23 protein-coding genes are annotated in these 23,524 nt (G+C 76.5%); 8 read left to right on the forward strand and 15 right to left on the reverse strand.

Annotated elements, in window-relative coordinates:
- Nucleotides 1-66 precede the first annotated feature (66 nt).
- Nucleotides 67-774, reverse strand: coding sequence for a TetR/AcrR family transcriptional regulator (locus tag ACYVOF_RS17630; protein WP_460868783.1), 708 nt, complete (start codon nucleotides 772-774; stop codon nucleotides 67-69).
- A gap of 80 nt (nucleotides 775-854) precedes the next feature.
- Here ACYVOF_RS17630 and ACYVOF_RS17635 point away from each other — a divergent pair, with 80 nt between their 5' ends.
- Both ACYVOF_RS17635 and ACYVOF_RS17640 read left to right on the forward strand, forming a co-directional pair.
- The gene (locus ACYVOF_RS17635) at nucleotides 855-1,697 is read left to right on the forward strand and encodes an NmrA family NAD(P)-binding protein (protein ID WP_460868785.1); all 843 of its coding nucleotides are present in this window, start codon (nucleotides 855-857) and stop codon (nucleotides 1,695-1,697) included.
- An 88-nt stretch (nucleotides 1,698-1,785) separates the two neighbouring features.
- Entirely contained in the window at nucleotides 1,786-2,388 is a 603-nt protein-coding gene (locus ACYVOF_RS17640) for a hypothetical protein (RefSeq protein ID WP_460868787.1), read from the forward strand.
- A gap of 1 nt (nucleotide 2,389) precedes the next feature.
- Here the strand turns inward: ACYVOF_RS17640 and ACYVOF_RS17645 are convergent, their stop codons facing one another.
- Both ACYVOF_RS17645 and ACYVOF_RS17650 read right to left on the reverse strand, forming a co-directional pair.
- Entirely contained in the window at nucleotides 2,390-3,775 is a 1,386-nt protein-coding gene (locus ACYVOF_RS17645) for a HAMP domain-containing sensor histidine kinase (protein ID WP_460868789.1), read from the reverse strand.
- Nucleotides 3,772-4,458: a response regulator transcription factor gene (locus tag ACYVOF_RS17650; protein ID WP_460868791.1), complete on the reverse strand. Its 687-nt coding sequence runs from the start codon at nucleotides 4,456-4,458 to the stop codon at nucleotides 3,772-3,774. Before ACYVOF_RS17650 ends, ACYVOF_RS17645 begins: the two co-directional genes overlap by 4 nt.
- Before the next feature lie 136 nt (nucleotides 4,459-4,594).
- Here ACYVOF_RS17650 and ACYVOF_RS17655 point away from each other — a divergent pair, with 136 nt between their 5' ends.
- Nucleotides 4,595-5,260 (forward strand): hypothetical protein, encoded by a 666-nt coding sequence (locus ACYVOF_RS17655; RefSeq protein WP_460868793.1) that lies wholly within the window; start codon nucleotides 4,595-4,597, stop codon nucleotides 5,258-5,260.
- A gap of 127 nt (nucleotides 5,261-5,387) precedes the next feature.
- Here ACYVOF_RS17655 and ACYVOF_RS17660 read toward each other — a convergent pair whose 3' ends face one another.
- The 3 genes from ACYVOF_RS17660 to ACYVOF_RS17670 all read right to left on the reverse strand — a co-directional run bounded on the left by ACYVOF_RS17660 (nucleotide 5,388) and on the right by ACYVOF_RS17670 (nucleotide 8,639).
- Nucleotides 5,388-6,395 (reverse strand): endonuclease/exonuclease/phosphatase family protein, encoded by a 1,008-nt coding sequence (locus ACYVOF_RS17660; protein WP_460868795.1) that lies wholly within the window; start codon nucleotides 6,393-6,395, stop codon nucleotides 5,388-5,390.
- Between the two features lie 154 nt (nucleotides 6,396-6,549).
- Entirely contained in the window at nucleotides 6,550-8,157 is a 1,608-nt protein-coding gene (locus tag ACYVOF_RS17665) for an adenylate/guanylate cyclase domain-containing protein (protein WP_460868797.1), read from the reverse strand.
- A complete protein-coding gene (locus ACYVOF_RS17670; protein WP_460868799.1) occupies nucleotides 8,154-8,639 on the reverse strand; it encodes a MarR family winged helix-turn-helix transcriptional regulator in 486 nt (161 codons plus the stop codon). Before ACYVOF_RS17670 ends, ACYVOF_RS17665 begins: the two co-directional genes overlap by 4 nt.
- Nucleotides 8,640-8,705: 66 nt before the next feature.
- On the opposite strand from ACYVOF_RS17670, the gene ACYVOF_RS17675 reads away from it, so the two are divergent.
- On the forward strand, nucleotides 8,706-9,404 hold the full coding sequence (locus tag ACYVOF_RS17675; protein WP_460868801.1) for a tyrosine-protein phosphatase: 699 nt from the start codon (nucleotides 8,706-8,708) through the stop codon (nucleotides 9,402-9,404).
- Here the strand turns inward: ACYVOF_RS17675 and ACYVOF_RS17680 are convergent.
- Genes ACYVOF_RS17680 through ACYVOF_RS17700 form a run of 5 tightly spaced genes read right to left on the reverse strand, consistent with a single transcriptional unit; the run spans nucleotide 9,389 to nucleotide 13,664 of the window.
- The gene (locus ACYVOF_RS17680) at nucleotides 9,389-10,198 is read right to left on the reverse strand and encodes a putative hydro-lyase (protein ID WP_460868803.1); all 810 of its coding nucleotides are present in this window, start codon (nucleotides 10,196-10,198) and stop codon (nucleotides 9,389-9,391) included. The two genes, ACYVOF_RS17675 and ACYVOF_RS17680, sit on opposite strands and share 16 nt — an antisense overlap.
- Nucleotides 10,195-11,046 (reverse strand): 5-oxoprolinase subunit C family protein, encoded by an 852-nt coding sequence (locus ACYVOF_RS17685; RefSeq protein ID WP_460868805.1) that lies wholly within the window; start codon nucleotides 11,044-11,046, stop codon nucleotides 10,195-10,197. Before ACYVOF_RS17685 ends, ACYVOF_RS17680 begins: the two co-directional genes overlap by 4 nt.
- Nucleotides 11,043-11,675 carry a 5-oxoprolinase subunit B family protein gene (locus ACYVOF_RS17690; protein ID WP_460868807.1) on the reverse strand — a complete coding sequence of 211 codons (633 nt, stop codon included), beginning with the start codon at nucleotides 11,673-11,675 and terminating at the stop codon, nucleotides 11,043-11,045. Before ACYVOF_RS17690 ends, ACYVOF_RS17685 begins: the two co-directional genes overlap by 4 nt.
- Entirely contained in the window at nucleotides 11,668-12,456 is a 789-nt protein-coding gene (locus tag ACYVOF_RS17695; RefSeq protein ID WP_460868809.1) for a LamB/YcsF family protein, read from the reverse strand. The genes ACYVOF_RS17690 and ACYVOF_RS17695 overlap by 8 nt, the downstream gene beginning before the upstream one ends.
- On the reverse strand, nucleotides 12,453-13,664 hold the full coding sequence (locus ACYVOF_RS17700; RefSeq protein ID WP_460868811.1) for an NRAMP family divalent metal transporter: 1,212 nt from the start codon (nucleotides 13,662-13,664) through the stop codon (nucleotides 12,453-12,455). Before ACYVOF_RS17700 ends, ACYVOF_RS17695 begins: the two co-directional genes overlap by 4 nt.
- Before the next feature lie 135 nt (nucleotides 13,665-13,799).
- Here ACYVOF_RS17700 and ACYVOF_RS17705 point away from each other — a divergent pair, with 135 nt between their 5' ends.
- The 4 genes from ACYVOF_RS17705 to ACYVOF_RS17720 all read left to right on the forward strand — a co-directional run bounded on the left by ACYVOF_RS17705 (nucleotide 13,800) and on the right by ACYVOF_RS17720 (nucleotide 18,337).
- Nucleotides 13,800-14,486 carry a GntR family transcriptional regulator gene (locus ACYVOF_RS17705; RefSeq protein WP_460868813.1) on the forward strand — a complete coding sequence of 229 codons (687 nt, stop codon included), beginning with the start codon at nucleotides 13,800-13,802 and terminating at the stop codon, nucleotides 14,484-14,486.
- Nucleotides 14,487-14,510: 24 nt separating this feature from the next.
- Nucleotides 14,511-15,131 (forward strand): class I SAM-dependent methyltransferase, encoded by a 621-nt coding sequence (locus tag ACYVOF_RS17710; protein WP_460868815.1) that lies wholly within the window; start codon nucleotides 14,511-14,513, stop codon nucleotides 15,129-15,131.
- Between the two features lie 125 nt (nucleotides 15,132-15,256).
- Nucleotides 15,257-17,092 (forward strand): acyl-CoA dehydrogenase, encoded by a 1,836-nt coding sequence (locus tag ACYVOF_RS17715; protein ID WP_460868817.1) that lies wholly within the window; start codon nucleotides 15,257-15,259, stop codon nucleotides 17,090-17,092.
- A 366-nt stretch (nucleotides 17,093-17,458) separates the two neighbouring features.
- Nucleotides 17,459-18,337, forward strand: coding sequence for an endonuclease domain-containing protein (locus tag ACYVOF_RS17720; RefSeq protein WP_460868819.1), 879 nt, complete (start codon nucleotides 17,459-17,461; stop codon nucleotides 18,335-18,337).
- Between the two features lie 136 nt (nucleotides 18,338-18,473).
- On the opposite strand, the gene ACYVOF_RS17725 is transcribed toward ACYVOF_RS17720, so the two are convergent.
- From ACYVOF_RS17725 to ACYVOF_RS17740, 4 genes are read right to left on the reverse strand one after another with little or no spacing between them, the layout of a single operon-like run.
- Nucleotides 18,474-19,214, reverse strand: a complete 741-nt coding sequence (locus ACYVOF_RS17725; RefSeq protein WP_460868821.1) for an SGNH/GDSL hydrolase family protein — start codon at nucleotides 19,212-19,214, stop codon at nucleotides 18,474-18,476.
- Nucleotides 19,211-20,668 (reverse strand): lipopolysaccharide biosynthesis protein, encoded by a 1,458-nt coding sequence (locus ACYVOF_RS17730; RefSeq protein WP_460868823.1) that lies wholly within the window; start codon nucleotides 20,666-20,668, stop codon nucleotides 19,211-19,213. Before ACYVOF_RS17730 ends, ACYVOF_RS17725 begins: the two co-directional genes overlap by 4 nt.
- A complete protein-coding gene (locus ACYVOF_RS17735; RefSeq protein ID WP_460868825.1) occupies nucleotides 20,665-22,224 on the reverse strand; it encodes a phospholipid carrier-dependent glycosyltransferase in 1,560 nt (519 codons plus the stop codon). The genes ACYVOF_RS17730 and ACYVOF_RS17735 overlap by 4 nt, the downstream gene beginning before the upstream one ends.
- Nucleotides 22,221-23,369 (reverse strand): glycosyltransferase family 4 protein, encoded by a 1,149-nt coding sequence (locus ACYVOF_RS17740; protein ID WP_460868827.1) that lies wholly within the window; start codon nucleotides 23,367-23,369, stop codon nucleotides 22,221-22,223. Before ACYVOF_RS17740 ends, ACYVOF_RS17735 begins: the two co-directional genes overlap by 4 nt.
- Nucleotides 23,370-23,524: the final 155 nt, after the last annotated feature.

Genomic DNA, 23,524 nt, shown 5'->3' on the forward strand with positions numbered 1-23,524 from the left:
CTCTGCGGTGTCCGGGGGCGCTCCGAGCCGCGCCGGGCGCACTCTGCGGTGTCCGGGACGCGCCGGTCAGGCCCCGGCGGTGACCCGGTCCAGCCACTCCTGCAGCAGCGCGCGCTCGGCCGGGCTCAGCGCCGCCAGGTCCGGGGCGTGCGCCCGCAGCATCACCGCGGCCGCGGCCGCGTCCGAGGTCGCCGGCCCGGGGAGGTCGTGCAGCACCCGGGCCAGCACCGCGTCGCGCAGGTCGTCGGCCAGGCCGCGGTCCCGTCGACCGGGCGGAGCCGCCAGCAGGGTGAGCACCGCCCCGGTGCCCGCGGCGTGCACGAGCTCGACGGCCCGCGCCTCGTCGACCCGCAGCAGGCCCGCGCGGGCGAGGCGGTGCACCCGTCGGGCCAGCACGTCCAGCCCGGACCGCGCGGCGGCCGACGACGACGCCCGCACCGGGTCGGTGAGCAGCGTGAACAGCGTCGGGTTGGCCAGCCCGAAGTCGACGTAGGCGTCCCACCCGGCGCGCAGGTCGGCCACGGGGTCGGTGCTCGCGGCCGCCTCCTCCCCCGCGGAGACGGCCTTGGCCGCCGCGAACGTGGCCAGGACGTGCTCAGCCACGGCGTCGAGCAGTCCGTCCTTGTCGCCGAACAGCCGGTAGATCGTCGGGGGCTGCACCCCGGCGGCCGCGGCCACCCCCCGGGTGGTGACACCGGCCGGGCCGTGCTCGGCCAGCAGCGCCGCCGCCCGCTCGACGATGGCCGTCCGGGTGTCGTCGCGGGTAGTGGTCATGTTTCCCACGATAACGCACGACCCGTACCGTTGAGTTATCGTGGGAACCACCACGACGTTTCCGACGATCCGGAGCTGACATGATCACCATCACCGGGGCCACCGGGGCCCTCAACGGCGCCACCGCGGCGCACCTCCTCGAGCGGGTGCCGTCCGGCGAGCTGACCGTCGTCACCCGCGACCCCGCGAGGGCCCAGCACCTCGCCGACCGCGGCGTGACGGTGCGCCGCGGCGACTACGCCGACCCCGCCTCGCTGCCCGCCGCGTTCGACGGGGCCGACCAGCTGCTGCTCGTCTCCTCCAACGACCCGGCCGCGGACCACGTCGCGCTGCACCGGGCCGCGGTCGACGCCGCCGTGGCCGCCGGGGTGCGCCGCGTGCTCTACACCAGCCACCAGGGCGCGGCCCCGGACACCCCGTTCCTCCCCGGGCGCACCCACGCGGCGACCGAGGCGCTGCTGGCCGCGTCCGGCCTGTCGTGGACCGCGCTGCGCAACGGCTTCTACCTGCACAGCGTCGACTGGCTGCTGGGCCCGTGGCGGGAGACGGGTGTCGTCACCGTGCCCGCGGACGGCCCGGTGTCCTGGACCGCCCGAGAGGACGCCGCCGAGGCCGCCGCCGTGCTCCTGCTCGACGAGCCCGACCACGACGGGCCGCTGACGCTCACCGCGGCGGAGGCTCCCACCTTCGCCGAGCTCGCGGACGTGGCCGGGGAGGTCTCCGGCCGTCCGGTGGCGCTCGACGTGGTGGGCCCCGAGGCGTGGCTCGCCGCGCAGGAGGAGGCGGGCAACCCGCGCGCCGGGTTCCTGCTGGGGATGTACCAGGGCGCGGCGGGCGGGTTCTTCGCCGGCACGGACCCGCTGCTGGGCACGCTGCTCGGGCGTACCCCGCGCACCGCCCGGGACCACCTGCGCCAGGGGTGAGCGTCTTCAGGGACCGATCAGGTTCGCTCGGCACGCTGGACGCCGGCGCCGACCGACCGGGTCGGGGCCGGACGCCGAGGAGCCCCGAGTGCCCATCCCCCACGTGCCCCGCCCGCGCGGCGAGCAGGCCTGGTCCCAGCTGGACCGCACCACCTGGCGTCGCAGCGGCCCCCCGCCGCACGACGACGGCCGCGACTGGCGCCACGACACCGCCGAGTTCCCCGTCATCACCGACGCCGCGCCCCCGCGCCGGCCCCGGCGTGGCCGCGGGCTCCTCGTCACCGGGCTCGTCGTCCTCGGCGTGGCGGGGGCCGTCAGCGGTGGGATCGCGTTGGCCGCCGACGCGGGCTCGGGTGCGGTGACGGGCAGCAGCGACGCCGCGGGCACGGGCACCTCGGCCGGGGCCCCGACGGGCACCGGTTCGTCCGGCGCCGGTTCGTCCGGCGCCGGGTCGTCGGGGACCGGGTCGTCGGGGACGTCGCCCCAGGACGGTCCCGGCGCCCCCACGCCCCCGGCCCCGGGCGGTGCGGCCGACCCCCGGTCCGGGACCGGGCCGACGGTCACCGTGCCGGGACCCCGCGGTGGCCCGGCGGCAGGGACCGGCGCGGCAGGACCCGCAGCAGGGCCCGGTGCAGCAGGACCGGGCGTCGCGGGACCGGGTGCCGCGGGACCGGCCGCGCCGCGCGGCTGACCTACCCCGGCAGCAGCAGCTCGAACGCAGCCCCCACGCCCGCCGGGGGCTCGACGCACCGCAGCGTGCCGCCGTGCGCCTCCGCCAGGCCGCGGGCGATGGCCAGCCCCAGCCCCGAGCCGGGCCGGGAGCGCGACGAGTCGAGCCGGACCAGCCGGTCGAAGATGCGCTCCCGGTCCGCGGCCGGCACCCCCGGCCCGCTGTCGGTGACCAGCACGCGCGCCCCGGACCCGTTCGGCGACAGCACGATCCCGACGTCACCGCCCGGCGGCGTGTGGGTGCGGGCGTTGTCGAGCAGGTTGGCCAGCACCTGCGCCACCCGCTCGGGGTCCACCCGGACCCACAGCGGTGCGGCGTCGGCGGTGACGTGCAGCCCGGGCGCCACCACCCGCACCCGCTCCGCCTGCGCCGCGACCAGGCCCGCCAGGTCGACCTCGCGGCGCCGCAGCTCCAGGCCCTGCTCGATGGTGGCCAGCGACAGCAGGTCGTCGACCAGCCGCGAGGCCCGCTGCGCCTCCCGCAGCGCCAGCACCTGCAGCCGCTCCCGCTCCTCGACGGGCGCGTCGCGGCCCTGGCCCAGCACGGCCTGCCCGGCGGCCTGCACCCCCGCGAGCGGGGTCCGCAGCTCGTGGGCGGCGTCGGCGACGAACCGTCGGGTCCGCGCGTCGGAGGCCTGGGCGCGGGCCTCAGCCCCCTCCAGCGCGTCGAGCATCCCGTCGAACGCGGCCGCGGTGCGGCCCAGCTCGGTGCCGGGCCGGTCGGGGGCGAGCCGGCGTCCCCGCTCCCCCCGGGTGATGTCGCGGGCCAGCGCGGTCATGCGGTCGAGCGGGCGCAGCGCGGTGCGGGTGGCCAGCAGCAGCAGCAGCGCCGCGACGAGCAGGGCGCCGAGCAGCAGCGGCACCAGGACGGTGCGCAGCTGCGAGCGGACCGAGGCGATGGACGCGGTGTCGACGGCCACGGTCAGCCGGGCGCCGTCGGGCAGCTCGCGCGAGCGGACCTGCGGGTCGGCGGCCGCGGGCGGGGTCGGCGGCGCGGGGGGCGTCGGGCGGCCGGACGCGGGGCCCGGGGCGTCGGGCACCGGGGGCCTGCCCGGGGCCAGGTCCCGGTTGCCCAGCGGGCGCCCGTCCGCGGTGACGAGCACCGCCGTCACCCCGTCACCGGTCGCCGCGGCCACCGCCTCCTCGTCCGATCCGCCGGCGGTGACGACCGCGGCGGCGGCGGCGAGCCGGCCGTCGAGCCGCACCGTCGCCGCCGAGCGCAGCTGCGCGCCGAGCAGCACGTCGGTGAGCACCCCGGCCGCGCCCAGCACCACCGCCAGGACCAGCACGGACGACACGACGACGCGCCGGCTCAGCGACACCGTCCGCAGCGCGGGCCGGTCGGTCATGCGCGCAGGACGTAGCCGAGGCCGCGCACGGTGTGCAGCAGGCGGGGCCCGTGCTCCTCGAGCTTGCGGCGCAGCGCGCTGACGTGGACCTCGACGAGGTTGAGGTCATAGCTCTCGTAGCCGAACACCGTGCCCAGGATCTGCGCCTTGCCCAGGGTGCGGCCCCGGTTGCGGGCCAGGTGGACCAGCAGCCGCAGCTCGGTCGCGGTGAGCGGCACCGGGTTCCCCGCCCGGACGACCGAGCCGGCCTCCTCGTCGACGACCAGGTCGCCCACCTGGATGGTCGACGGCACCCGGCCGAGGCGCCGCAGCACGGCGGTGACCCGGGCGGTGAGCTCGGCGAGGTCGAACGGCTTGACGACGTAGTCGTCCGCACCCCCGCCGAGGCCGCGCAGCCGGTCGGCGACCGCGTCGCGGGCGGTGAGCATGATGACGCCGCTGTCCCCGGCGCGGCGGACGACGTCGAGCAGCGCCCACCCGTCGCGGCCCGGGAGCATGACGTCGAGGACCACGAGGTCGGGCCGGAACCCGACCAGGGTCTGCTCCAGACCCGTTCCGTCCGGTGCGGTCTCGACCCGGAAGCCCGACGAGGTCAGCGACACGGCGACCGACTCGCGGATGGCCTCGGCGTCCTCCACCACCAGCACCCGGGCCGCGGTGCTGGACACCCCCGACCTCGCCACGGTCCCATCATGGCCGGTGCGGCTGAGGATGTGCTGAAGCGCGGCCGGGTTCAGGGTCGCTTCAGGCCGGGCCGCCACGGTGGGTGGGGAACAGCGGTGGCCACCCGGGCCGCCGGACGACGACAGGACTGCACCCGTGACCCAGCCCGACCGCACCTGCACCACCCCCACCCGCACCTCCGGGTGGCGGCGCACCGCCCGCCTGCGCCCCGCCGCGGCCGTCATCGGCGGCGTGCTCGCCGGCGGCCTGCTCCTCGGGGCCGGCGCCGCCGCGGCCGCCACCCCCGCCGCCCAGGACGGGGTGCCCGGCGCGGGCTCCGGCTCGTCCAGCGCCCCGGCCGACCCGGGCTCCGGCGGCACCTCCACCACTCCCTCGGCGCCCGCCGGGCCGGCCGCCCCCGGACCCCGGGGCCATGACAAGCCGACCCCGCCCGCCGGCGCCACCCCGCCCGTGGCCGGCACCATCTCCGCCGTCGCCGACGGGCAGCTCACCCTCACCGCCGAGGACGGCACCACCACGACGGTGACCCTCGACGACGCCACCACCGTGCACACCGCGCCCACGCCCCCGGCCGACGGGACGGCCCCCACCCCGCCGACGCCGCCCGCCGACGGTCAGGCCCCGACGCCGCCCGCCGACGGTCAGGCGCCCCAGGACGGCCAGGCGCCCACGCCGCCCGCCCCCGGTCAGGGCCCCGACGCCGGCTCGGTGTCCGACCTCGCCGTCGGCCAGCACGTCCACGTGCGGGTCCAGAACGGCCACGCCGTCGACGTCCACGTCGACCCCACCCCGGCGAAGTAGCACCACCCGGCCCGGCCGCACACCGCGGGCAGTGTGCGGCCGGCCGGGCCGGCGTCCGGCCACATCGCGGGCAGTGTGCGGCCGGGCGGGCGGGCGCCCGGCCACACCGCGGGCAGTGTGCGGGTGGTCAGGGGCCGAGCTCGAGGTCGACGACGACCTGGCGGTGGTCGCTGCCCGGCGTCACGCCCGTCCGCGCGCCCCGCACCCGCAGCCCGCCCCCGACGAGCACGTGGTCGATCCGCATCAGCGGCGGCCGCCACCACGCCGCGCGGACGGGCCAGGTGAAGCCCGCGCCGCGCCCGGCCACCACCCACGCGTCCCGCACCCCGGCCTCGAGCACGGCCCGCAGCGGGCGGTGGTCGAGGGTGGCGTTCCAGTCCCCGGCCAGCACCACGGGGGTGGCCCCCGCCTCGGTGACCAGCCGCGCCAGCTCGGCCAGCTGCGCCCGCCACGTCCGCGGCGCTCCCCGGGTGCGCGAGACGGGGTTGACGACGTGCACCGACACCACGCGCACCACCCCGGCCGGGGTCCGCACGTCCGCGGCGGCCATGGGGTGTGCCGCCACCTGCAGCACCTCCCCCGCCAGCGGCCACCGGGAGAGCACCGCGGAGCCGTGGTACCCGGGCCGGGCGTCGACGACGCTGTGCGGCACCGCGTCCAGCAGCCCGGAGGCGCGCAGCGGGTCGAGGTGGCGCGGCACCAGCTCCTGCAGGCACACCACGTCCGCACCCGAGGCCAGCAGCGCGCGGCCCACCGCCTCGACGTCGCGGTTGAGCAGCAGCAGGTTCGCCGTCACCAGCCGGAGCGGGGTCGCGCCGGGCACCGCCGCGTCGGCCCCGTCACCGCCCACCGCGGCCCGACCGAGCGCGAGCTGGGCCACCGACCCGAGCCCGGCCACCGCGGCGGTCCGCCGCAGGCCCGCCGCCAGCGCGCCGACGGTGACGACGTGCGCCGGGAGCAGCAGCCACCGGGCCACGGCCTGCAGCCCGATCACCACCCGGTCGAGGTCCTCCGCGGTGCCGGCGAAGCCGGGCGGGTCCTGCACCCGCAGCGGGTCGCCCCCGTGGCGGCGGCGGCGACCCAGCGGGAGGCGCAGGACGCGACGTCGGACGGGGGGTCGTGCGGCGTCGCTCACCCGACCAGCGTGCCCGACGCGCGGCGGCACCCCGCACACCGCGGGCACCGTGCCGGCCCCCGCGCACCCCGACGGCCACACTGCGGGCAGTGTGCGGTCCGTCTGACGGTCGATACCGGTGTCTAGTGCGCGCGCTAGAGAAGGGCAGAGAGTGCTACGCGTCGGCCGGGTCGCGGTCCGGGGCGGGCACGGGCAGGTCCTCCGAGCCCACCGGCACCGCCAGCTGGGTCGGCACGCCGCGCCCCCGCAGGGTCACCTCGTCGCCCGCGGTCCAGCAGTCGCGCTCCTGCTGACCCGCCGCGTCCACCGCCGTCACCGCGGCCAGCACGCCGCCGGGCACGGTCTTGCTCAGCTCCGCCAGCCGCGCGGCCTCGTTCACCGGGTCCCCGATGACGGTGTACTCGAAGCGCCGCTCGTCACCGATGTTCCCGGCCACCGCGCGCCCCGAGGCCACCCCCATCCCCACCGAGCACTCCGGGATCTCCTCGGCCATCCGCCGGCAGATCGACCGCGCCGCGGCCAGGGCCGCCCCGGGCGGGTCGTCGCAGTCCGCGGGGGCGCCGAACACGGCCAGCGCCCCGTCGCCCTCGAACTTGTTCACCAGCCCGCCGTGGGACTCCACCTCGTCGACGACGACCCCGAAGAAGCGGTTCAGCAGGGTCACCACCTCCTGCGGCTCCCGCTCGGAGGCCAGCTTGGTCGAACCCACGAGGTCGACGAAGAAGACGGCGACGTCGCGCTCCTCCCCGCCCAGCTCCGGGCTGCGCGCCATCGCGGCGGCGGCCACGTCCTCCCCGACGTGGCGGCCGAACAGGTCGCGCAGCTTCTCCCGGTCGGCCAGGCCGGTGACCATCCGGTTGAACCCGCTCTGCAGCTCGCCGAGCTCGGTGCCGTCGAACACCACGACCTCGGTGTCGAGGTCGCCGCGCTCCACCGAGGCCAGCGCGTGGCGCACCGAGCGGACGGGCGCGACGAGGGACGACACCGTGAGCACCGTCAGCAGCAGGCCGAACACCAGCGTCACCCCGCCGAGGCCGAGCACGGCCACCGCGAGCCCGTTCTTCGACACGTCGGAGCGGACGATGGCGAAGACGGCCACCACCATGAGCCCCAGCACGGGGATGCCCGAGCCGATCACCCACAGCGTCACCGTCCGCCAGCCGATGCGCGCCGAGCGCCGCAGCTTCGGCACCCCCGCCGCCAGGGCGCGCGCCGCCACCGGCCGCAGCGCGAACTCGGTGAGCACGTAGGCGTTCGCGCACACCACGACGCCCGAGAACACGATGGTGAACAGCACCTTGGGCAGCACGTTCGCATCGGCGAGGCCGTAGAGGGTGCCCAGCACCACCGCCGCCCCACCCCACAGCGCAGCCTGGATGAGGGTGAGCCGCCACGGCACGGCCAGCGTGCGCCGCTGGTCGGCCACGGTGGGCTCGTCACCGTCGATGGCCCAGCGCAGCGAGCGCAGCACCCGCAGCGTGCCGTAGACGGTGCCGACGGCCAGCGCCGTGACGACGTAGACGGGGACGGCGATGGCGCGCACCAGCACCAGGTCGCGGGTGAACACCGACGGGCCGGGGATGACGACCGACACCATGGCGACGGCGACGAGCGCCCCGACGACGTTGGCCCCCACCACGAGCAGCGTCAGCAGCACCTGGGTGCGGATGCGCAGCCGTCGGGTGCCCTCCTCCCCGCTGCCCAGCAGCCGGGACCCCAGCGGGTAGCGCTGGTTCGTCGCCGCACCGCCGTCACCGCTCACGACGGGGTCCGGCCGACGACCCGCGGCTCGCGGCCGAGGTGGCGGGCCACGGCGCAGGCGATGCCGTCGAGCGCGTCGAGCTGCTCGGGGCTCAGCGCGTCGATGAACGACGCCCGCACCTGTGCGACGTGCCCGGGGGCGGCCGCGGCCAGCGCGTCGAACCCGGCGTCGGTCAGCTCGCAGATCTGGCTGCGGCGGTCGCACGGTGACGGCACCCGGCGCACCCAGCCGCGCTCCTGCAGCCGCGCGACCGCGTGGGAGAGCCGGCTCTTGCTCGACAGGCTGGCCTCGGCGAGGTCCCGCATCCGCAGCCGCCGCTCGGGGGCCTCGGAGAGCATGACCAGGATCTCGTAGTAGGCGTGCGGCATGTCCGCCTCGCGGCCCAGCTGCGCCTCGACGTCCTCGGAGACGAGCCGCACCACCGTGAGGTAGCTGCGCCAGGCCTGCTGCTCCTGCGGCGTCAGCCACCGGGTGTCGTCCACCGGGGAAACCTAGCCCGCGGCGCGGCCGCCGACACGTGCCGCGGCCGGGCCGGGGAGGATGGGCGGGTGACCGACGCCGCCCCGACGCTGCCCCCCAACTGGCGCACCGTGGTCGCGCCCACCGGGGACCGCCCCGGCCTGTACCGCTCGGCCGCGCCCCCGCTGGGCACCCCCGACGAGCTCGCCGCCACCCCGCGCGCGCTGACCTGGCTGGACCTGCGCACCCCCGGGGAGCACACCCGGGACCGCGGCACCGTCCCCGACGGCTGGACCCGGGCGTCGGTCGACCTGCACCCCCGCGCCCAGGTCGACCGGGCCGACGGCACCCTGCTGGCCGACATCCGCGACGGCCGCGCCACGTTCGGCGACCTGTACCGGGAGATCCTGCGCGACCACCCAGACCAGGTCGCCGAGGCCGTGCGCACCCTGGCCGCGACCGAGGGGGACGTCGTCGTCGCGTGCATGGTCGGCCGTGACCGCACCGGCGTCCTCGTCGCGCTGGTCCGGGAGGTGCTGGGCCACGACCGGTCCGACACGGTGGCCGACTACCTCGCCACCACCGCCGAGGTGCCGCGCTTCCTGTCCCGCATCGAGGGCGGTCCGGCACTGACCCTGGACCTGACCTGCCACGCCGCCGACCTCGAGGCCGCCCTGGCCGTGGTCGACGAGGCGGGCGGGGCCGCGGCGTGGCTGCGCTCCCACGGGGTCACCGACGCCGAGCTGGCCGCGCTCCGCGACCGGTGGGGCCGTCAGGGCACGAGGTAGGCGGAGTCCCGGGCGTCGGTGACGAGCATGTGGCCCGGGGCGTGGGTGATGGCCAACGACGGCCGCGACTCCACCACCGCCGCCTGCGGGGTCACCCCGCACGCCCAGAAGACGGGCACGTCGCCCGGCTCGAGGCGCACCGGGTCGCCGTGGTCGGGCCGGTCGAGGTCGGCGATGCCCAGCGCACCCGGGTCGCCCACGTGCACGGGGGCGCCGTGCACGGCCGGGTACCGCGCGGTGACCCGCACCGCGTCCGCGACCCGGTCGGCCGGCACGGGCCGCATCGAGACCACCAGCGGGCCCGACACCGCTCCCGCGGACCGGCAGCGTCGCGACGTCACGTACATCGGCACGTTGACGCCCTGCTCGACGTGGCGCACCGGCACGGCCTCGTCGAGCAGGGCGCGCTCGAAGGTGAAGCTGCACCCCACCAGCAGGCTGACCAGGTCGTCGCGCCACCACGCGGTGACGTCGGTGGGCTCGTCGACCAGCTCACCGTCGACGAACACCCGGTAGCGGGGCAGGTCGGTGCGGACGTCCCCGTCGAGGATCGGCCCCGAGACCGCGCCGGGGTCCAGCACGTCGAGCACGGGGCACGGCTTCGGGTTGCGCTGGGCGAAGAGCAGCAGGTCGTAGGCCAGCTCCCGCGGGACGGCGACGAGGTTGGCCTGGGCGTAGCCGTCGCACCACCCGGCGGTGGGGACGGCCAGGCCGTCGCGGAAGCGGGCCCGGGCCTGGGCCGGGGTGAGCCGGGCCGGGGCGGTGGTCCCGGCGGTGGTCTCGGTGGTGGTCATGCGGGAGCCTCCTGGAAGCGGACGACCTGGCCCGGGCGGGCCTGGGCGGCGAGGTCCACGTCGGCGTCGAGGACGACGGCGACGACGGGGTACCCGCCGGTGACGGGGTGGTCGGCGAGGAACAGCACGGGCTCCCCGCTGGGCGGCACCTGCACCGCACCGCGGACGACGCCCTCGCTGGGCAGCTCGCCGCGGCCCTCGACCGGGCGCAGCGGGTCGCCCTCGAGCCGCGCGCCGACGCGGTCGCTGCGGCTCGAGACCGTCCACTCCCGACCGAACAGGTCGTCGCGGACGCGGTCGTCGCGCGGGCCGCGGCGGGCGCGGAGCACCAGGGGGCCGTCGGCCGGCCCGCGCACCGGGGCCTGGTCGACCGTCGGGACCTCCTGCGGCGCAGCGCCGACGGGCAGCACGGTGCCCTCGGCCAGGGGGTCCGGGCCCAGCCCGGAGAGCACGTCGGTGGCGCGGGAGCCCAGCACCGCCTCGACGGTGACGCCGCCCCGCACGGCCAGGTAGCTGCGCAGCCCGTGCGGCGGGGCACCGAGGGCGAGCTCCTGGCCCGCCCGCAGCCGCAGCACCGCGTTGTGCCCGACGGGGGTGCCGTCCACCTCTGCGGGCGCCGGCGCACCGGTCACCGCCACGGTGAGGTCGGCCTCCGCCCGCACCCGCAGCCCGCCCAGGGTGACCTCGACCGTCGCGGCGCCGGGGTCGTTGGCCACCAGCCGGTTCGCGAGGTCGTGCGACGCGCGGTCCGCGGCGCCGGAGCGGCCCACCCCGATGCCGCCGAGCCCCGGCCGGCCGCGGTCCTGCACCAGCGCCAGCGGGCCGGTGGCCAGCACGGTCAGGCTCACCGGTCCACCGCCACGAAGCGGACCACGTCACCGGCGCGCAGCAGGGCGGGTGGGTCGCGGTCGAGGTCGAACAGCCGGGCGTCGGTGCGGCCCAGCAGCTGCCAGCCCCCGGGCGAGGCGCGCGGGTAGACCCCGCTGAACTCCCCCGCCAGCCCGACCGACCCGGCGGGCACCGACGTCCGGGACTCCTCGCGCCGTGCGACCTCGAGCCGCGGGTCGCCGCCGACGAGGTAGGCGAAGCCGGGGGCGAACCCGCCGAAGCCCACCCGCCACGGCGTGCCGGTGTGCGCGGCGACGACCTCGTCGCGGCTCAGCCCGGTGAGCGCGGCCACGTCGTCGAGGTCCGGGCCGTCGTAGACCACCTCGATCGTCGTCTCGTCCCCGGACCGCGCCGGTGGGGCGTCGGGGGCGGCGGCGGCCAGGCTCTGCAGGCGCTCGCGCACCGGCCCCAGCGCGCGGCCCGGGTGCACCGTCACCAGCACGGTGCGCGCCCCGGGCACCACGTCGAGCAGGTCCAGCTCGGAGCGCGCCCCCTCAACCGCCGCGGTGACGGCGAGCACCGCGTCGAGGTCGGCCACCTCCAGCAGCACCGCGGCGTCCCCGCACGGGAGCACCTGTGCCTCAGGCACCGTCGCCCCCCACGAACGGCGCCACCGCGACGCCCGCGTCGTCCAGCGCGGCCCGCACGGCCCTCGACATCGCCACCGCGCCCGGGGAGTCGCCGTGCAGGCACACCGACTCGGCGGCCACGGCCACGTCGGAGCCGTCGACGGCGGTGACGACGCCCTCGGTCACCAGGCGCAGCACCCGGGCCGCCACCGCGTCCGGGTCGTCCAGCAGCGCACCGGGCTCGGTCCGCGGCACCAGGGTGGCGTCCGGGGTGTAGCCGCGGTCGGCGAACGCCTCGGGCACCGCGCGCAGGCCGCGGGCCTCGGCGGCGGCCAGCAGCACGGAGCCGGGAAGGCCCAGCAGCGGCAGGTCGGCGTCGTAGTCCGCGACCGCGTCGACCACGGCCCGGGCCTGCGCCTCGTGGTGGACCACCGCGTTGTACAGCGCACCGTGCGGCTTGACGTAGCGCACCCGGGTCCCGCTGACCCGGCACAGCGCCTCCAGCGCCCCGAGCTGGTAGAGCACGTCGTCGACGAGCTCCCGGGGGCTGACGTCGATAAAGCGGCGACCGAACCCGGCCAGGTCGCGGTAGCCGACCTGCGCGCCCACGACCACCCCACCGGCCACCGCTAGCTCGCAGGTCCGCCGCAGCGTCGTCGGGTCCCCGGCGTGGAAGCCGCAGGCCACGTTGGCGCTGGTGACGCTGCCCAGCACGGCCTCGTCGTCGCCGAGGGTCCAGCGGCCGAAGGACTCCCCGACGTCGCTGTTGAGGTCGACACCGGTGAAGTCACCGGCCGTCACAGGTTGCCCAGGCTGGTGATCGAGGAGTACCCGAGGTAGAGGGTGACCAGCCAGGCCAGCACGCCCACCCCCAGCAGCCAGGCGGGGTAGCGGTAGCCCTCCAGCAGGTCGCGCCGCCGCCACGCCACCCACAGCACCAGGGTGAACCCGACGGGCAGGATCAGTCCGTTGAACGCGCCCGCGAAGACGAGCAGCTTGACCGGCGCCGCGCCGATGATCACGAAGATGACCGCGCACACCGCGATGAACCCGACCGTGAGCAGGTTGCGGGTGCGCTCCCGGGTGCCGCGCGTGGTGAGGAAGCTGACCGAGGTGTACGCGGCGCCGATGACCGAGGTGATGCTGGCCGCCCAGAGGATCACGCCGAACACCCGCAACCCCACCTGGCCCGCCGCCGCCTGGAAGGCGCTGGCCGACGGGTTCTCCTTGGCCAGGGTGACCCCGCCGGCGACGACGCCGAGCACGGCGAGGAACAGCAGCACCCGCATGACGGCGGTGACCAGGATGCCGACGACCGAGCTGCGGGCGATGTCGCGGGCGTGGGTGGGCCCGGTCAGCCCGGAGTCGAGCAGCCGGTGCGCCCCCGCGTAGGTGATGTACCCGCCGACGGTGCCGCCGATGAGGGTGGTGATGACGAGGAGGTCCACGGTCTCGGGCGCGACGGTGTTGCGCAGCGCGTCGAGCACGGGTGGGCCGGAGACCACGGCGACGTACCCGGTCAGCAGGATCATCACCGCGCCGAGCACCACGACGATGCGGTCGAGCGCGACGCCGGCCTTCTTGGACAGGAAGATCCCGATGGCCACCAGGGCGGAGACCGCCCCACCGATCTTGGCGTCGAGGCCCAGCATCGCCTCGGTGCCCAGCCCGGTCCCCCCGATGTTGCCGATGTTGAAGATGACGCCGCCGAGCACCACGAGCCCGGCCAGCGCCCAGCCCAGGCCGGGGACGACGGAGTTGCCCAGCTCGCCCATCCGCTTGCCGGACACCCCGACCACGCGCCAGACGTTCAGCTGCACGGCCACGTCGACGAGGATCGAGGCGAGGATCGCGAACGCGAACGCCGCCCCGAGCCGGGCGGTGAACGTCGTGGTCTGGGTGATGAAGCCGGGGCCGATGGCGCTGGTGGCCATGAGGAACATGGCCCCGAGCACGGCCGAGCGGCTCGCCTTGCCGGCGACCGCGGTGGCGGCGGGGGTGTCGGGCACGGGGCTGCCTCTCGCAGGAGTGTCCGGTCGTGTGACCGCGTTCACACAGCACCGTAGGGATTGTTGAACAATCCGACAAGGGGTCGACGGGTCGATCCGACGATCCGTCACGTGAACGTCACCTAGGTTGACGTCGTGGACACCCCCGACCCGTTGGGCGGCCTCGCCGCGGCCCGCTCGCGCGTCACCGCCGCGAGCACGGCCGACCGGGTGGCCGACGTGCTGCGCGGCGAGGTCGCCGAGGGCCGGCTGCGCTCCGGCACCCGGCTGCCCGAGCAGCAGCTCTGCGACGCGCTGGCCGTCTCCCGCAACACCGTCCGGGAGGCGCTGAGCCGGCTCGTCGACGAGCGGGTGCTGGTCCGCGAGGCGCACCGCGGCGTCTTCGTCGCCACCCCCGACGTGGCCACGGTGCGCGACGTCTACCGCGCCCGGCGGGTGCTCGAACCCGGGGCCCTGCGCTCGGTGCAGCCCGGCCCGGGGGTGGCCGACGGGCTGCGGGCGGCCGTGGCCGAGGGCGAGCGGGCCGCGGCGGTGCAGGACGGCGACGGGGTCGGCACCGCCAACCAGCACTTCCACCGCGCGGTGGTCGCGCTCGCCGGGAGCCCACGGCTCGACGCGCAGATGGCGCTGCTGCTGGCCGAGATGCGCCTGGTCTTCCACCGTGTGGGCCGGGCGCGGGAGTTCCACCTGCCCTACCTGGCCGGCAACGACGCGGTGTGCCGCCGGCTCGAGGCGGGCGACGCGGGCGGTGCCGCCGAGCTGCTCACCGACTACCTCGACCGGGCCCGCGACGACCTGCTCGCCGCGCTCCCCCCGGACTGACGGCCCAGGACTAGCGTCGCCGCCGTGGACGCCGCCGCCTGGGACCAGCGCTACGCCGGACGCGAGCTCGTGTGGGGCTCCCCGCCGAACGGCTTCGTCGTCGAGCACGCCACCGCGCTGCCCCGCGGCCGGGCGCTGGACCTGGCGTGCGGGCAGGGCCGCAACGCGCTGTGGCTGGCCACCCGGGGGTGGCAGGTCGTCGGGCTCGACTTCTCCCCCGTCGCCGTCGAGCGGGCCGCGCAGATCACCGCCCGCAGCCCGGTGGCGGTCCGCGAGCGGCTGACCTGGGCCGTCGCCGACGCGACCACCGACCCGCTCGACCCCACCGGGGACGGGTACGACCTGGTGGTGTGGGCGTACCTGCAGCTGTCCTCGCCCGACCGGGAGACCGCGCTGGCCCGGGTGCCCGAGGTGCTGCGCCCAGGCGGCCTCCTGCTGCTGGTCTGCCACGACGCGACCAACCTCGCCGACGGGTGGGGCGGGCCCGAGGACCCGGCCGTGCTCTTCGACGCCGACGCGGTGGTGGCCGCGCTGGGCGCCGGGGTCGAGGTCGAGCGGGCCGGGCGCGTCGGGCGCGTCGTCGAGACCGAGGACGGCCCGCGCACCGCCGTCGACACCCTCGTCCTGGCCCGCCGACCGGGGTGATCGTCGCTGCTCAGGGTGGGTGGCGCGCTCAAGTTACCGGCGGGTAGTACCAGCGGGTAACATGGGGACGACCACCGGCCCCGAGCACCCTCGGCGCCGTCTGACGAAGTGTGAGGGGACCTGACGTGGGCCACTACAAGAGCAACGTCCGCGACATCGAGTTCAACCTCTTCGAGCTGCTCGGCCTCGGCGAGGAGCTCGAGGGCGGCGACCTCGACGTCGACACGGCGCGCGAGATGATCTCCGAGCTGCGCCGCCTGGCCGAGGGGCCGCTGGCCGACTCCTTCGCCAGCTCCGACCGCGAGCCGGCCGTCTTCGACCCCGCCACCCACTCCGTCACGCTGCCGGAGCCGTTCAAGAAGAGCTACCAGGCCCTGCTCGACGGGGAGTGGTGGCGCATGGGCCTGTCCGAGGAGCTCGGCGGCCAGCCCGCCCCCCGCTCGCTGGTCTGGGGCCTCAACGAGCTGATCCTGGGCGCGAACCCGGCCGCGTACATGTACATGGCGGGCCCCAGCTTCGGGCAGATCCTCTACGACCTCGGCACCGACGAGCAGAAGCAGTGGGCGCAGCTCGCCGTCGAGCGCCAGTGGGGCGCCACGATGGTGCTGACCGAGCCCGACGCGGGCTCCGACGTCGGCGCCGGGCGCACCAAGGCGGTGCAGCAGGACGACGGCTCCTGGCACATCGAGGGCGTCAAGCGCTTCATCACCTCGGGCGACCAGGACATGACCGAGAACATCTTCCACCTGGTGCTGGCCCGCCCCGAGGGCGCGAAGCCAGGCACCAAGGGCCTGTCGCTGTTCTTCGTCCCCAAGTTCCACTTCGACGCGACGACCGGTGAGCTCGGCGAGCGCAACGGCGTCTTCGTCACCGGCGTCGAGCACAAGATGGGCCTCAAGGTCTCCGCCACCTGCGAGGTCACCTTCGGCGCCACCGACGTGCCCGCGCAGGGCTGGCTCGTCGGCGAGGTCCACGACGGCATCGCGCAGATGTTCAAGGTCATCGAGAACGCGCGGATGATGGTGGGCACCAAGGCGATCGCCACGCTGTCGACCGGCTACCTCAACGCGCTGGCCTACGCCAAGGACCGCATCCAGGGCGCCGACCTGACGCAGATGACGGACAAGGCCGCCCCGCGGGTGTCCATCACCCACCACCCCGACGTGCGCCGCAGCCTGATGATGCAGAAGGCCTACGCCGAGGGCCTGCGCTCGGTGTACCTCTACACCGCGCGCTTCCAGGACCGCATCGCCGCGGCCGCCGGCACCGACGCCGCCACCTCCGACGAGGTCGTGCTGGCGGAGAAGGTGAACGACCTGCTGCTGCCGATCGTCAAGGGCGTCGGCTCCGAGCGGGCGTACGAGCAGCTCGCGCAGAGCCTGCAGACCTTCGGCGGCTCCGGCTACCTTCAGGACTACCCCGTCGAGCAGTACATCCGGGACGCCAAGATCGACACCCTGTACGAGGGCACCACGGCGATCCAGGCGCAGGACTTCTTCTTCCGCAAGATCATCCGCGACCGCGGGGCCGCCCTCGGGTACGTCGCGGGCGAGGTCCAGTCCTTCCTGGACTCCGGCTCCGGCAACGGCCGGCTCAAGGTCGAGCGCGAGAAGCTGGCCACCGCGCTGGCCGACGTGCAGGGCATGGTCGGGCACATGACGCAGGACCTCATGGCGTCGCAGGACGAGGTGTCCAACCTGTACAAGGTGGGGCTCAACAGCGTGCGGCTGCTGGAGTCCGTCGGCGACCTGCTCATCGGCTGGCTGCTGCTGCGCTCCGCGGTGGTCGCCCTCGAGGCGCTCTCCGGCGAGGTCTCGGCCAAGGACCAGGCGTTCTACGAAGGCAAGGTCGCGGTGGCGTCGTTCTTCGCCAAGACCGTGCTGCCCCAGCTGACCGCGCGCCGGCTGGTGGCCGAGGAGACCGACAACGCGATCATGGAGCTCGACGAGGCCGCGTTCTGACCTGACCCGCACGCCCCGGCGGCCCGCGCTCCCCCCACCCCCGGGGCGGACCGCGGGCCGCCCCCGTCCTCCCCCCTCTTCCCCCGCATGTAGGGGCTACCTGCGGCCCACCAGGCGCCCCGTCCGGCATGTAGCGGGCTACCTGCGGCCTCCCAGGCGTCTTGTCCCGCATGTAGCGGGCTACTTGCGGCGGTTTCGGGTGGGGCCCGGCATCAAGCGGGCTACGTGTCGTCCACTACCACCCCGCACCCGTGGAGCACCCGCGCCGTGCTTCGGTGCACCCCGCGCAGACCCTCGTGGCGGGCGCTGTCCACAGGGGCGTCATCGGGCGCCGGCCCTGCCGTTCCGTGGCTGACGATCACCGTCGTGACTCGCCGACGACCGACCGCCGACCTGACCGGGCCGTTCCGCGGCAGCGAGGCCATCGCCTCCGGCGCCCTCAGTCGTGCGCAGCTGAGGTCACCGCTGGTCCGGCGGCTGTTCAGGGGCGTCTACCTGCCCGCGGCCACACCGGTCACCCACGAGATCAAGGCTCGCGCGGCCACGCTCGTGATCCCCGGCTCCGCGGTGGTCACCGGGCTGAGCGCCGCAGCGGTCCGCGGGGTCGACCTCGTGCGCCCGGACGACCCGGTCGAGGTCGCGGTGCCGGAGTCGTGCCGGTTCGGACCCGTCCGCGGCCTGCACGTCGTCCGCACCGCCGTGCGTCCCGACGAGTCGCGCCCGTGGGAGGGAGCACGGCTCGCCACCCCCGCGCGGGCCGGGTTCGACGCGCTGCGGCACCAGTCGCTGCCCTGGGCGGTCGGCACCCTGGACGCGCTGCTCCGCGCCGGGGTGGTCGAGTCGGACGAGCTGGCCCGACTGGTCGACGGCAGGCTCGACACCGGCGTCGGGACCGTCCGCACGGCCCTCGGGATGGCGGACGTGCGGGCTGAGTCGCCCCCGGAGTCCGTGGTGCGGGTGCTGCTCGCCCTGGCCGACCTGCACCCGACGCCGCAGCTGCCGGTGACGCTGGCCGACGGCAGGATCGTCCGGGTCGACCTCGGCTTCGCGCGGTCCCGGGTCGCTGTCGAGTACGACGGCGCCTGGCACGCCCTGCGCGGCCAGCTCGAGCGGGACCGGTCGCGGCACAACGCCCTCCAGGCCGCGGGGTGGACGCTCGTCGTCGTCACCGCGGCCGACCTGCGCAAGGACCCCCGCATCCTGGTGGCCACGGTCCGTGCTGCTCTCGACCGCCGGGCCGCCTGAGGCCCCACGGCGCACCGCGGGAAGCCCGCTACCTGCAGGCGCGCAGGCCCGGCGCAGGCCAGGAAGCCCGCTACATGCACCTAGTCGGGCCCACCGCGCCGCAGGAAGCCCGCTACATGCGGGAAAGCGACCGGGGTCAGGCGGCGGCGGGGTGGGACAGCTCGGCCACGACCTGCGCGGCCACCCGGTCGTGGCCCGCGTCGTTCCAGTGCATGTGGTCGGCCAGGTAGTCACCCCACACCGCGACGTCGGGCACCACCAGCCGGGCGGACGGCACCTCGGCCACGGCGTCGCGCAGCAGCTCCTCCACCGAGACGAACGCGGCGGGAGTGCCCGGGAACAGCGCCTCGTCCACCGGGAAGGTCCCCAGCACGAGCGTCCTGGCCCCGGTGCGGTCGATCCCCTCGAGCAACGTGGCCACGTGCGTGCGCACCTCGTCGAGCGGCATCCGGGGGCTGCCGCCCAGCCGCAGCGCGGTCCGCTTGACCACGGTCTTGGCCCGCGAGACCAGCTTCTGCCGCAGCGCCTTGCGCCGGGAGGTGGAGAAGTACGGCCGGGGCTGCAGCCCGGCCACGCCGTGCCACCCGGCGGGGGCGAACCGCTCGATGGCGCGCTGCACCACCGGCGTCGCGTGCACGATCTGCTCGGCCATGCCCACGCTGACGAGCACCACGTCGGGCCGGAACGCGGCCACCTGGTCCAGGTTCGCCACGTCCTCGTCGACCAGCGGGCCGCTGCTGGTCAGGTCCAGCACCTCGCCGGCGTCGAGGAGCTCGGCGGCGCGGACGCCCCAGGAACGGCGGTGCACCCCCAGGCCGTGGGCGGTGCTGCCCCCGAGGAGCAGCACGCGGGGTCGGTCGACGACGGGCACGGTCATGCGGGTCCTCCTCGGGTCGAGCGGTGGACGGGGATGCGGCCCCGGAGCGAGCCCGGCAGGTACGGCCACCCCAGGACGAGGGTGAGCGCGGCCATCGCGGGCACCCAGACGAGCAGCCCGCCGGCCGCGGCGAGCACGCCGAGCACGAGCACGGCGGCCCACCGCGCGGCGACCGCGCCGGTCAGCCGCGGCACGCCCTGCCACCACCAGTCGCGGGACTGCACGAGCACCGCGGCGGTGAGCAGGGCGAGCAGGACGGCGGAGACGAGGGCGAACACCACGGCGCCGTGCCGGCCGGCGAGCAGCAGGGCCACGGGCTGCAGCACCGCGACGGGCACCAGCAGCGCCAGCACGGGCCGGAAGCGGCTGCGCGCCTGGTGGGCGGTGGTGACCACGTTGAGCAGTCCGACGAGCAGCCCGCTCACGGTGGTCACCCGGAGCAGGGTCGCGACCTCGGCCGTCCCCTGCGGCGCGGCGAGGGCGAGCAGCACCGGCGGCACGGTCCACGAGGCGACGACGACGAGGGCCGCGACCCGCAGGTACAGCCCCCCGCCGCGGCGCAGCTCGTGGCGGAGCCCTCCGGCCGACACGGCACTGCTCAGGCTCGGGTAGAGGGCCTGGGCGATGGCCACGGAGAGGAACAGCGGCACCCGGCCGAGCAGCGCGGCCAGCTGGTAGGCGTAGGCCTCCGACGGGTTCAGGCCCGCCGCGGCCGCAGTGATGGTGTCGACGGCGCCGAGCAGGGAGAGCACCACCTGCACGCCGCCCAGCCACACCGCCTGCCGGACGAGCGCCCCGACGGTGCCGCGGCGGGGCCGGCGCAGCGGGAAGCCCCGGCGGCACAGCAGCAGCCCGACGACGACGAGCGCGGCGCTGCCCAGCGGGAACCCGGCCAGCGCACCGAGCGGCGAGCCGGCGAGGGCCACCGCGAGCGCGAGCCCGGCGGCGACGCGGAGCACGGCCTCGCCCAGGCGCAGGGCGGCGATGGCACCGAAGCGGTGCTCCCCCTGCAGGAACCCGACGGGCGCGGCCACCAGGGAGAGCGCGAACCCGGCGACCCCGGCCACCACCCCGAGGCCCCAGCCGCCGAGGTGGGCGCCGACGGCGGCGGCGACGAGCCCGACGGGCACGCCCTGCACCACCGATCCGACGATCCCGAAGTGCAGGCTCTCCCGCAGCCGGGCGGGCGCGTCGGGGGTGTCGCGGGCCAGGGCGACCTGCTTGGCGACCACCCACGGCACCGCGGACATGACCCCGGTACCGGCGACGAGCAGCAGGGACTGCACGGCGACGAAGTCGACGAACGAGCCGGCGGGCAGCACCCGGGCCATGGCCAGGCTGAAGACGTAGTTCAGCGTGCTGACCACGACGGTGGCCAGCGCCAGCCACCCGGCGCCGCGCAACCAGGACGGGGCGGGGGGCGCCGCACCCGGCGGTGCGGTCCCCACGCTCACCGGTCCACCTCGTAGACCCGCAGCGACTCCACGCTGGGGGTGCGGACGTCGAGCACCACGGTGGCGTTCGCGTCCAGCCAGGCCACCATCGCGGGGTCGGCCTTGCCCAGTCCGCTGTCGACGAGCCGCTGGTTGACCAGCACGTAGCCGGCGCGGTTCTCGACCACCGCGGCGGGCGTGGCCCAGCTGCCCAGGACGACGCCCGGGGTGATGAACTGCGCGGTGTCGTCGGTGACGGCCACCCGGTCCTGCGGGCCCAGCGTGGTCTCGACCCAGGCGACGTACTGCCGGTAGCCGTCGTCGCGCACGGTGTGCACCCGCCACCAGGCGGTGGCGTCGACGGCGAGGACGCCCACCGCGACGACGGCCGCGAGGACCGGCAGCACCCGCGGGCGCGACGGGCGCCGCGCGAGGTGGGCGACGGCCAGGCCGAGCACCACCACGCTGGGGGTCACCACGAGGTAGAACGCCTGCTCCTCGAGCGTGCCGAAGCCGACGGCGTAGCCCAGGTAGGCGGCCGCGCCGAGCTGGGTGGACACCAGCAGCACCACGTCCGGCCGGGGCGCGGGGCGGGCCCCCCGGCGGCGCGCCCGCAGGTGCGACAGCGCGGCCAGCGCCGACACCACGGTGGCCGCACCGATGACGGCGTAGGTGACGGCGTAGGTGCTCAACAGCTCCACCAGCCGGGCGGCGAAGGACGTCGAGCCGGGCTTGTTGAACCCGGTGACCTGCTCCAGGCCGAGCAGCCGCGCCACCCCGGAGAGCTTCTGCCCCGCCCAGTGCCCGCCGCGGCCGACGGAGAGCAGCACCGCCAGGTACACCAGGTACACCCCGGCCGCCCCGGCCACGACGCCCAGCAGCGACCGGCGGTGCCGCGGCAGGACGAGCGCGGTGAGCAGCAGCGGCGCGACGGCGACGAAGGCGAACGTCTCCTTGACCAGCAGCGCCAGCCCCAGCAGCAGCGCGGCGGGCAGGACGCGGCCGAGCAGGTCGCCGCGCGTCGCCCGCGCGGGGCGGTCGAGCACCCGCACCACGGCCAGCAGCCCCAGCAGGGTCAGCAGCATGGCGGGTGCCTCGAGCATGACCCGGCTGTCGAAGCGGATGACGAAGGGGTCGACGGCGAGCAGCAGCCCGGCTCCGACGGCCACCCAGCGGGGCGCGACGCGGGCGACGAGCAGCACCACGAGCGCGCAGCTCAGCGCCCCGGCGACCGCCTCGAGCGGGCGCAGCGCGGCCACCACGGCCAACGGCTCGGCCAGGTCGGTGCCCAGCAGCCGCAGCACGCCGCCGAAGAGGAGGAACAGCAGCGGCGGGTGCAGGTCGAACGGGCCGCCGTCGAGCACCACTCCCCGTCCGGCGGCGACGTTGGAGCTCAGCTGCGAGTAGGAGACCTCGTCGATGAACACGTCGTAGGCGGTCTGCACGTGGACCAGCCGCAGCGCGGCCGCCACGGCCAGGACGGCGAGCACGGTCACGGGCCAGCCGATCCCGGGCGCCGCCGGCCGGCGGTGGGCCGGGGTGCGGGTGGCGGCGGGTCGCTCCGCCAGCGCGGTCACGCGGCCACCGCGGCGCGGTAGACCGCCAGCTGCCGTGCGGCGAGCAGGTCCCAGTCGAGGTGCGCGACGGAGGCGGGTCCGGCGTCGCCGAGCCGGCGGCACAGGGCGGGGTCGGCGGCCAGCGCGGCCAGCTCGGCCCCGAGGGCGGCGACTTCGAACGGCGCGACGGTGCGACCGACGTCGGCCCCCACCAGCTCGGCCAGGCACGGGATGTCGAACGCGAGCACGGGGGTGCCGACGGAGAGCGCCTCGGCGGCGACCATCCCGAACGTCTCGTACCGGCTGGGGACGACGAGCAGCCGGGCCTGGGCCAGCAGGTCGAAGCGGCGCGAGCCGGCCACGGCCCCGAGCAGGTGCACCCGCTCGGCGACCCCGTGCTGCGCCGCGAGGGCCCGGACGCGGGCGACGTCGGGGCCGTCCCCGGCCAGCCACAGGTCGGCCGACACCCGGTCGGCGACCGCCGCGTACGCCTCGAGGAGCAGGTCGAGGCCCTTCTGCTCGACCTCGATGCGGCCGAGGTAGACCAGCTGGGTGCGGTCGGCGGCGTCGAGCACGGGCCCGCCCGCGGCCGCGCGGGTCTCGACGCCGTTGGGCACCGCCGTCACCTCGGCGCGCGGGTTGCGGGCGCGCAGCTCGGTGGCGAGGTCCTCGCTCACCGCGACGAGCCGCCGGTGCGACGCCAGCCCGAGCGCCTCGACGCGGTCGAACGGCAGGTGGTACTGCCGTGCCTTCTGCGCCGCGAACAGCCACTGCACCACGCCGACGACCGGCACCCGGGTCAGCCGGGGCACGGCCACGCTGGAGAAGGGGGCGGCGAAGTCCTCGACCACGACGTCGGGCCGGTGCCGGCGCACCTGCCACCACAGGGTGGTCACCACGACGAGGAAGTAGCCGAGCTGGGCGAGGAAGGGGTGGATCGGCCGGGCCAGCAGGCGGCGGCCCAGCGGCCGGTAGGCCACCCCGTCGTCCACGTGCGCCCGGGCCCCGGGGTAGGCGGCGCAGAGCACCGTCACCTGCACCCCGGAGTCGGCGAGCCGGCGGTTGACCTCGTGGGTGCGGCGCGAGCCGCCGCCGGCACCGGGGCGCAGCGGGTCCTCGAACCCGAGGTGCAGCACGCGCAGCGGCCCGTCGGTCGCCGCGGTCACGGGCGCCCGACGCGGTCGGTCGGGTGACGCTCGTGCACGGTGGGCCCCCAGGGACGCGGTGGTGTCGTCGCTCCCGCGGTGGGCGGGCACGACCGGACCGCCCGGGCGACGTCGGTCAGGCGCGGCGAACCGTGGATCACCCGGACGGGCGACGC

This window comes from Rhodococcus aerolatus, assembly GCF_054783215.1.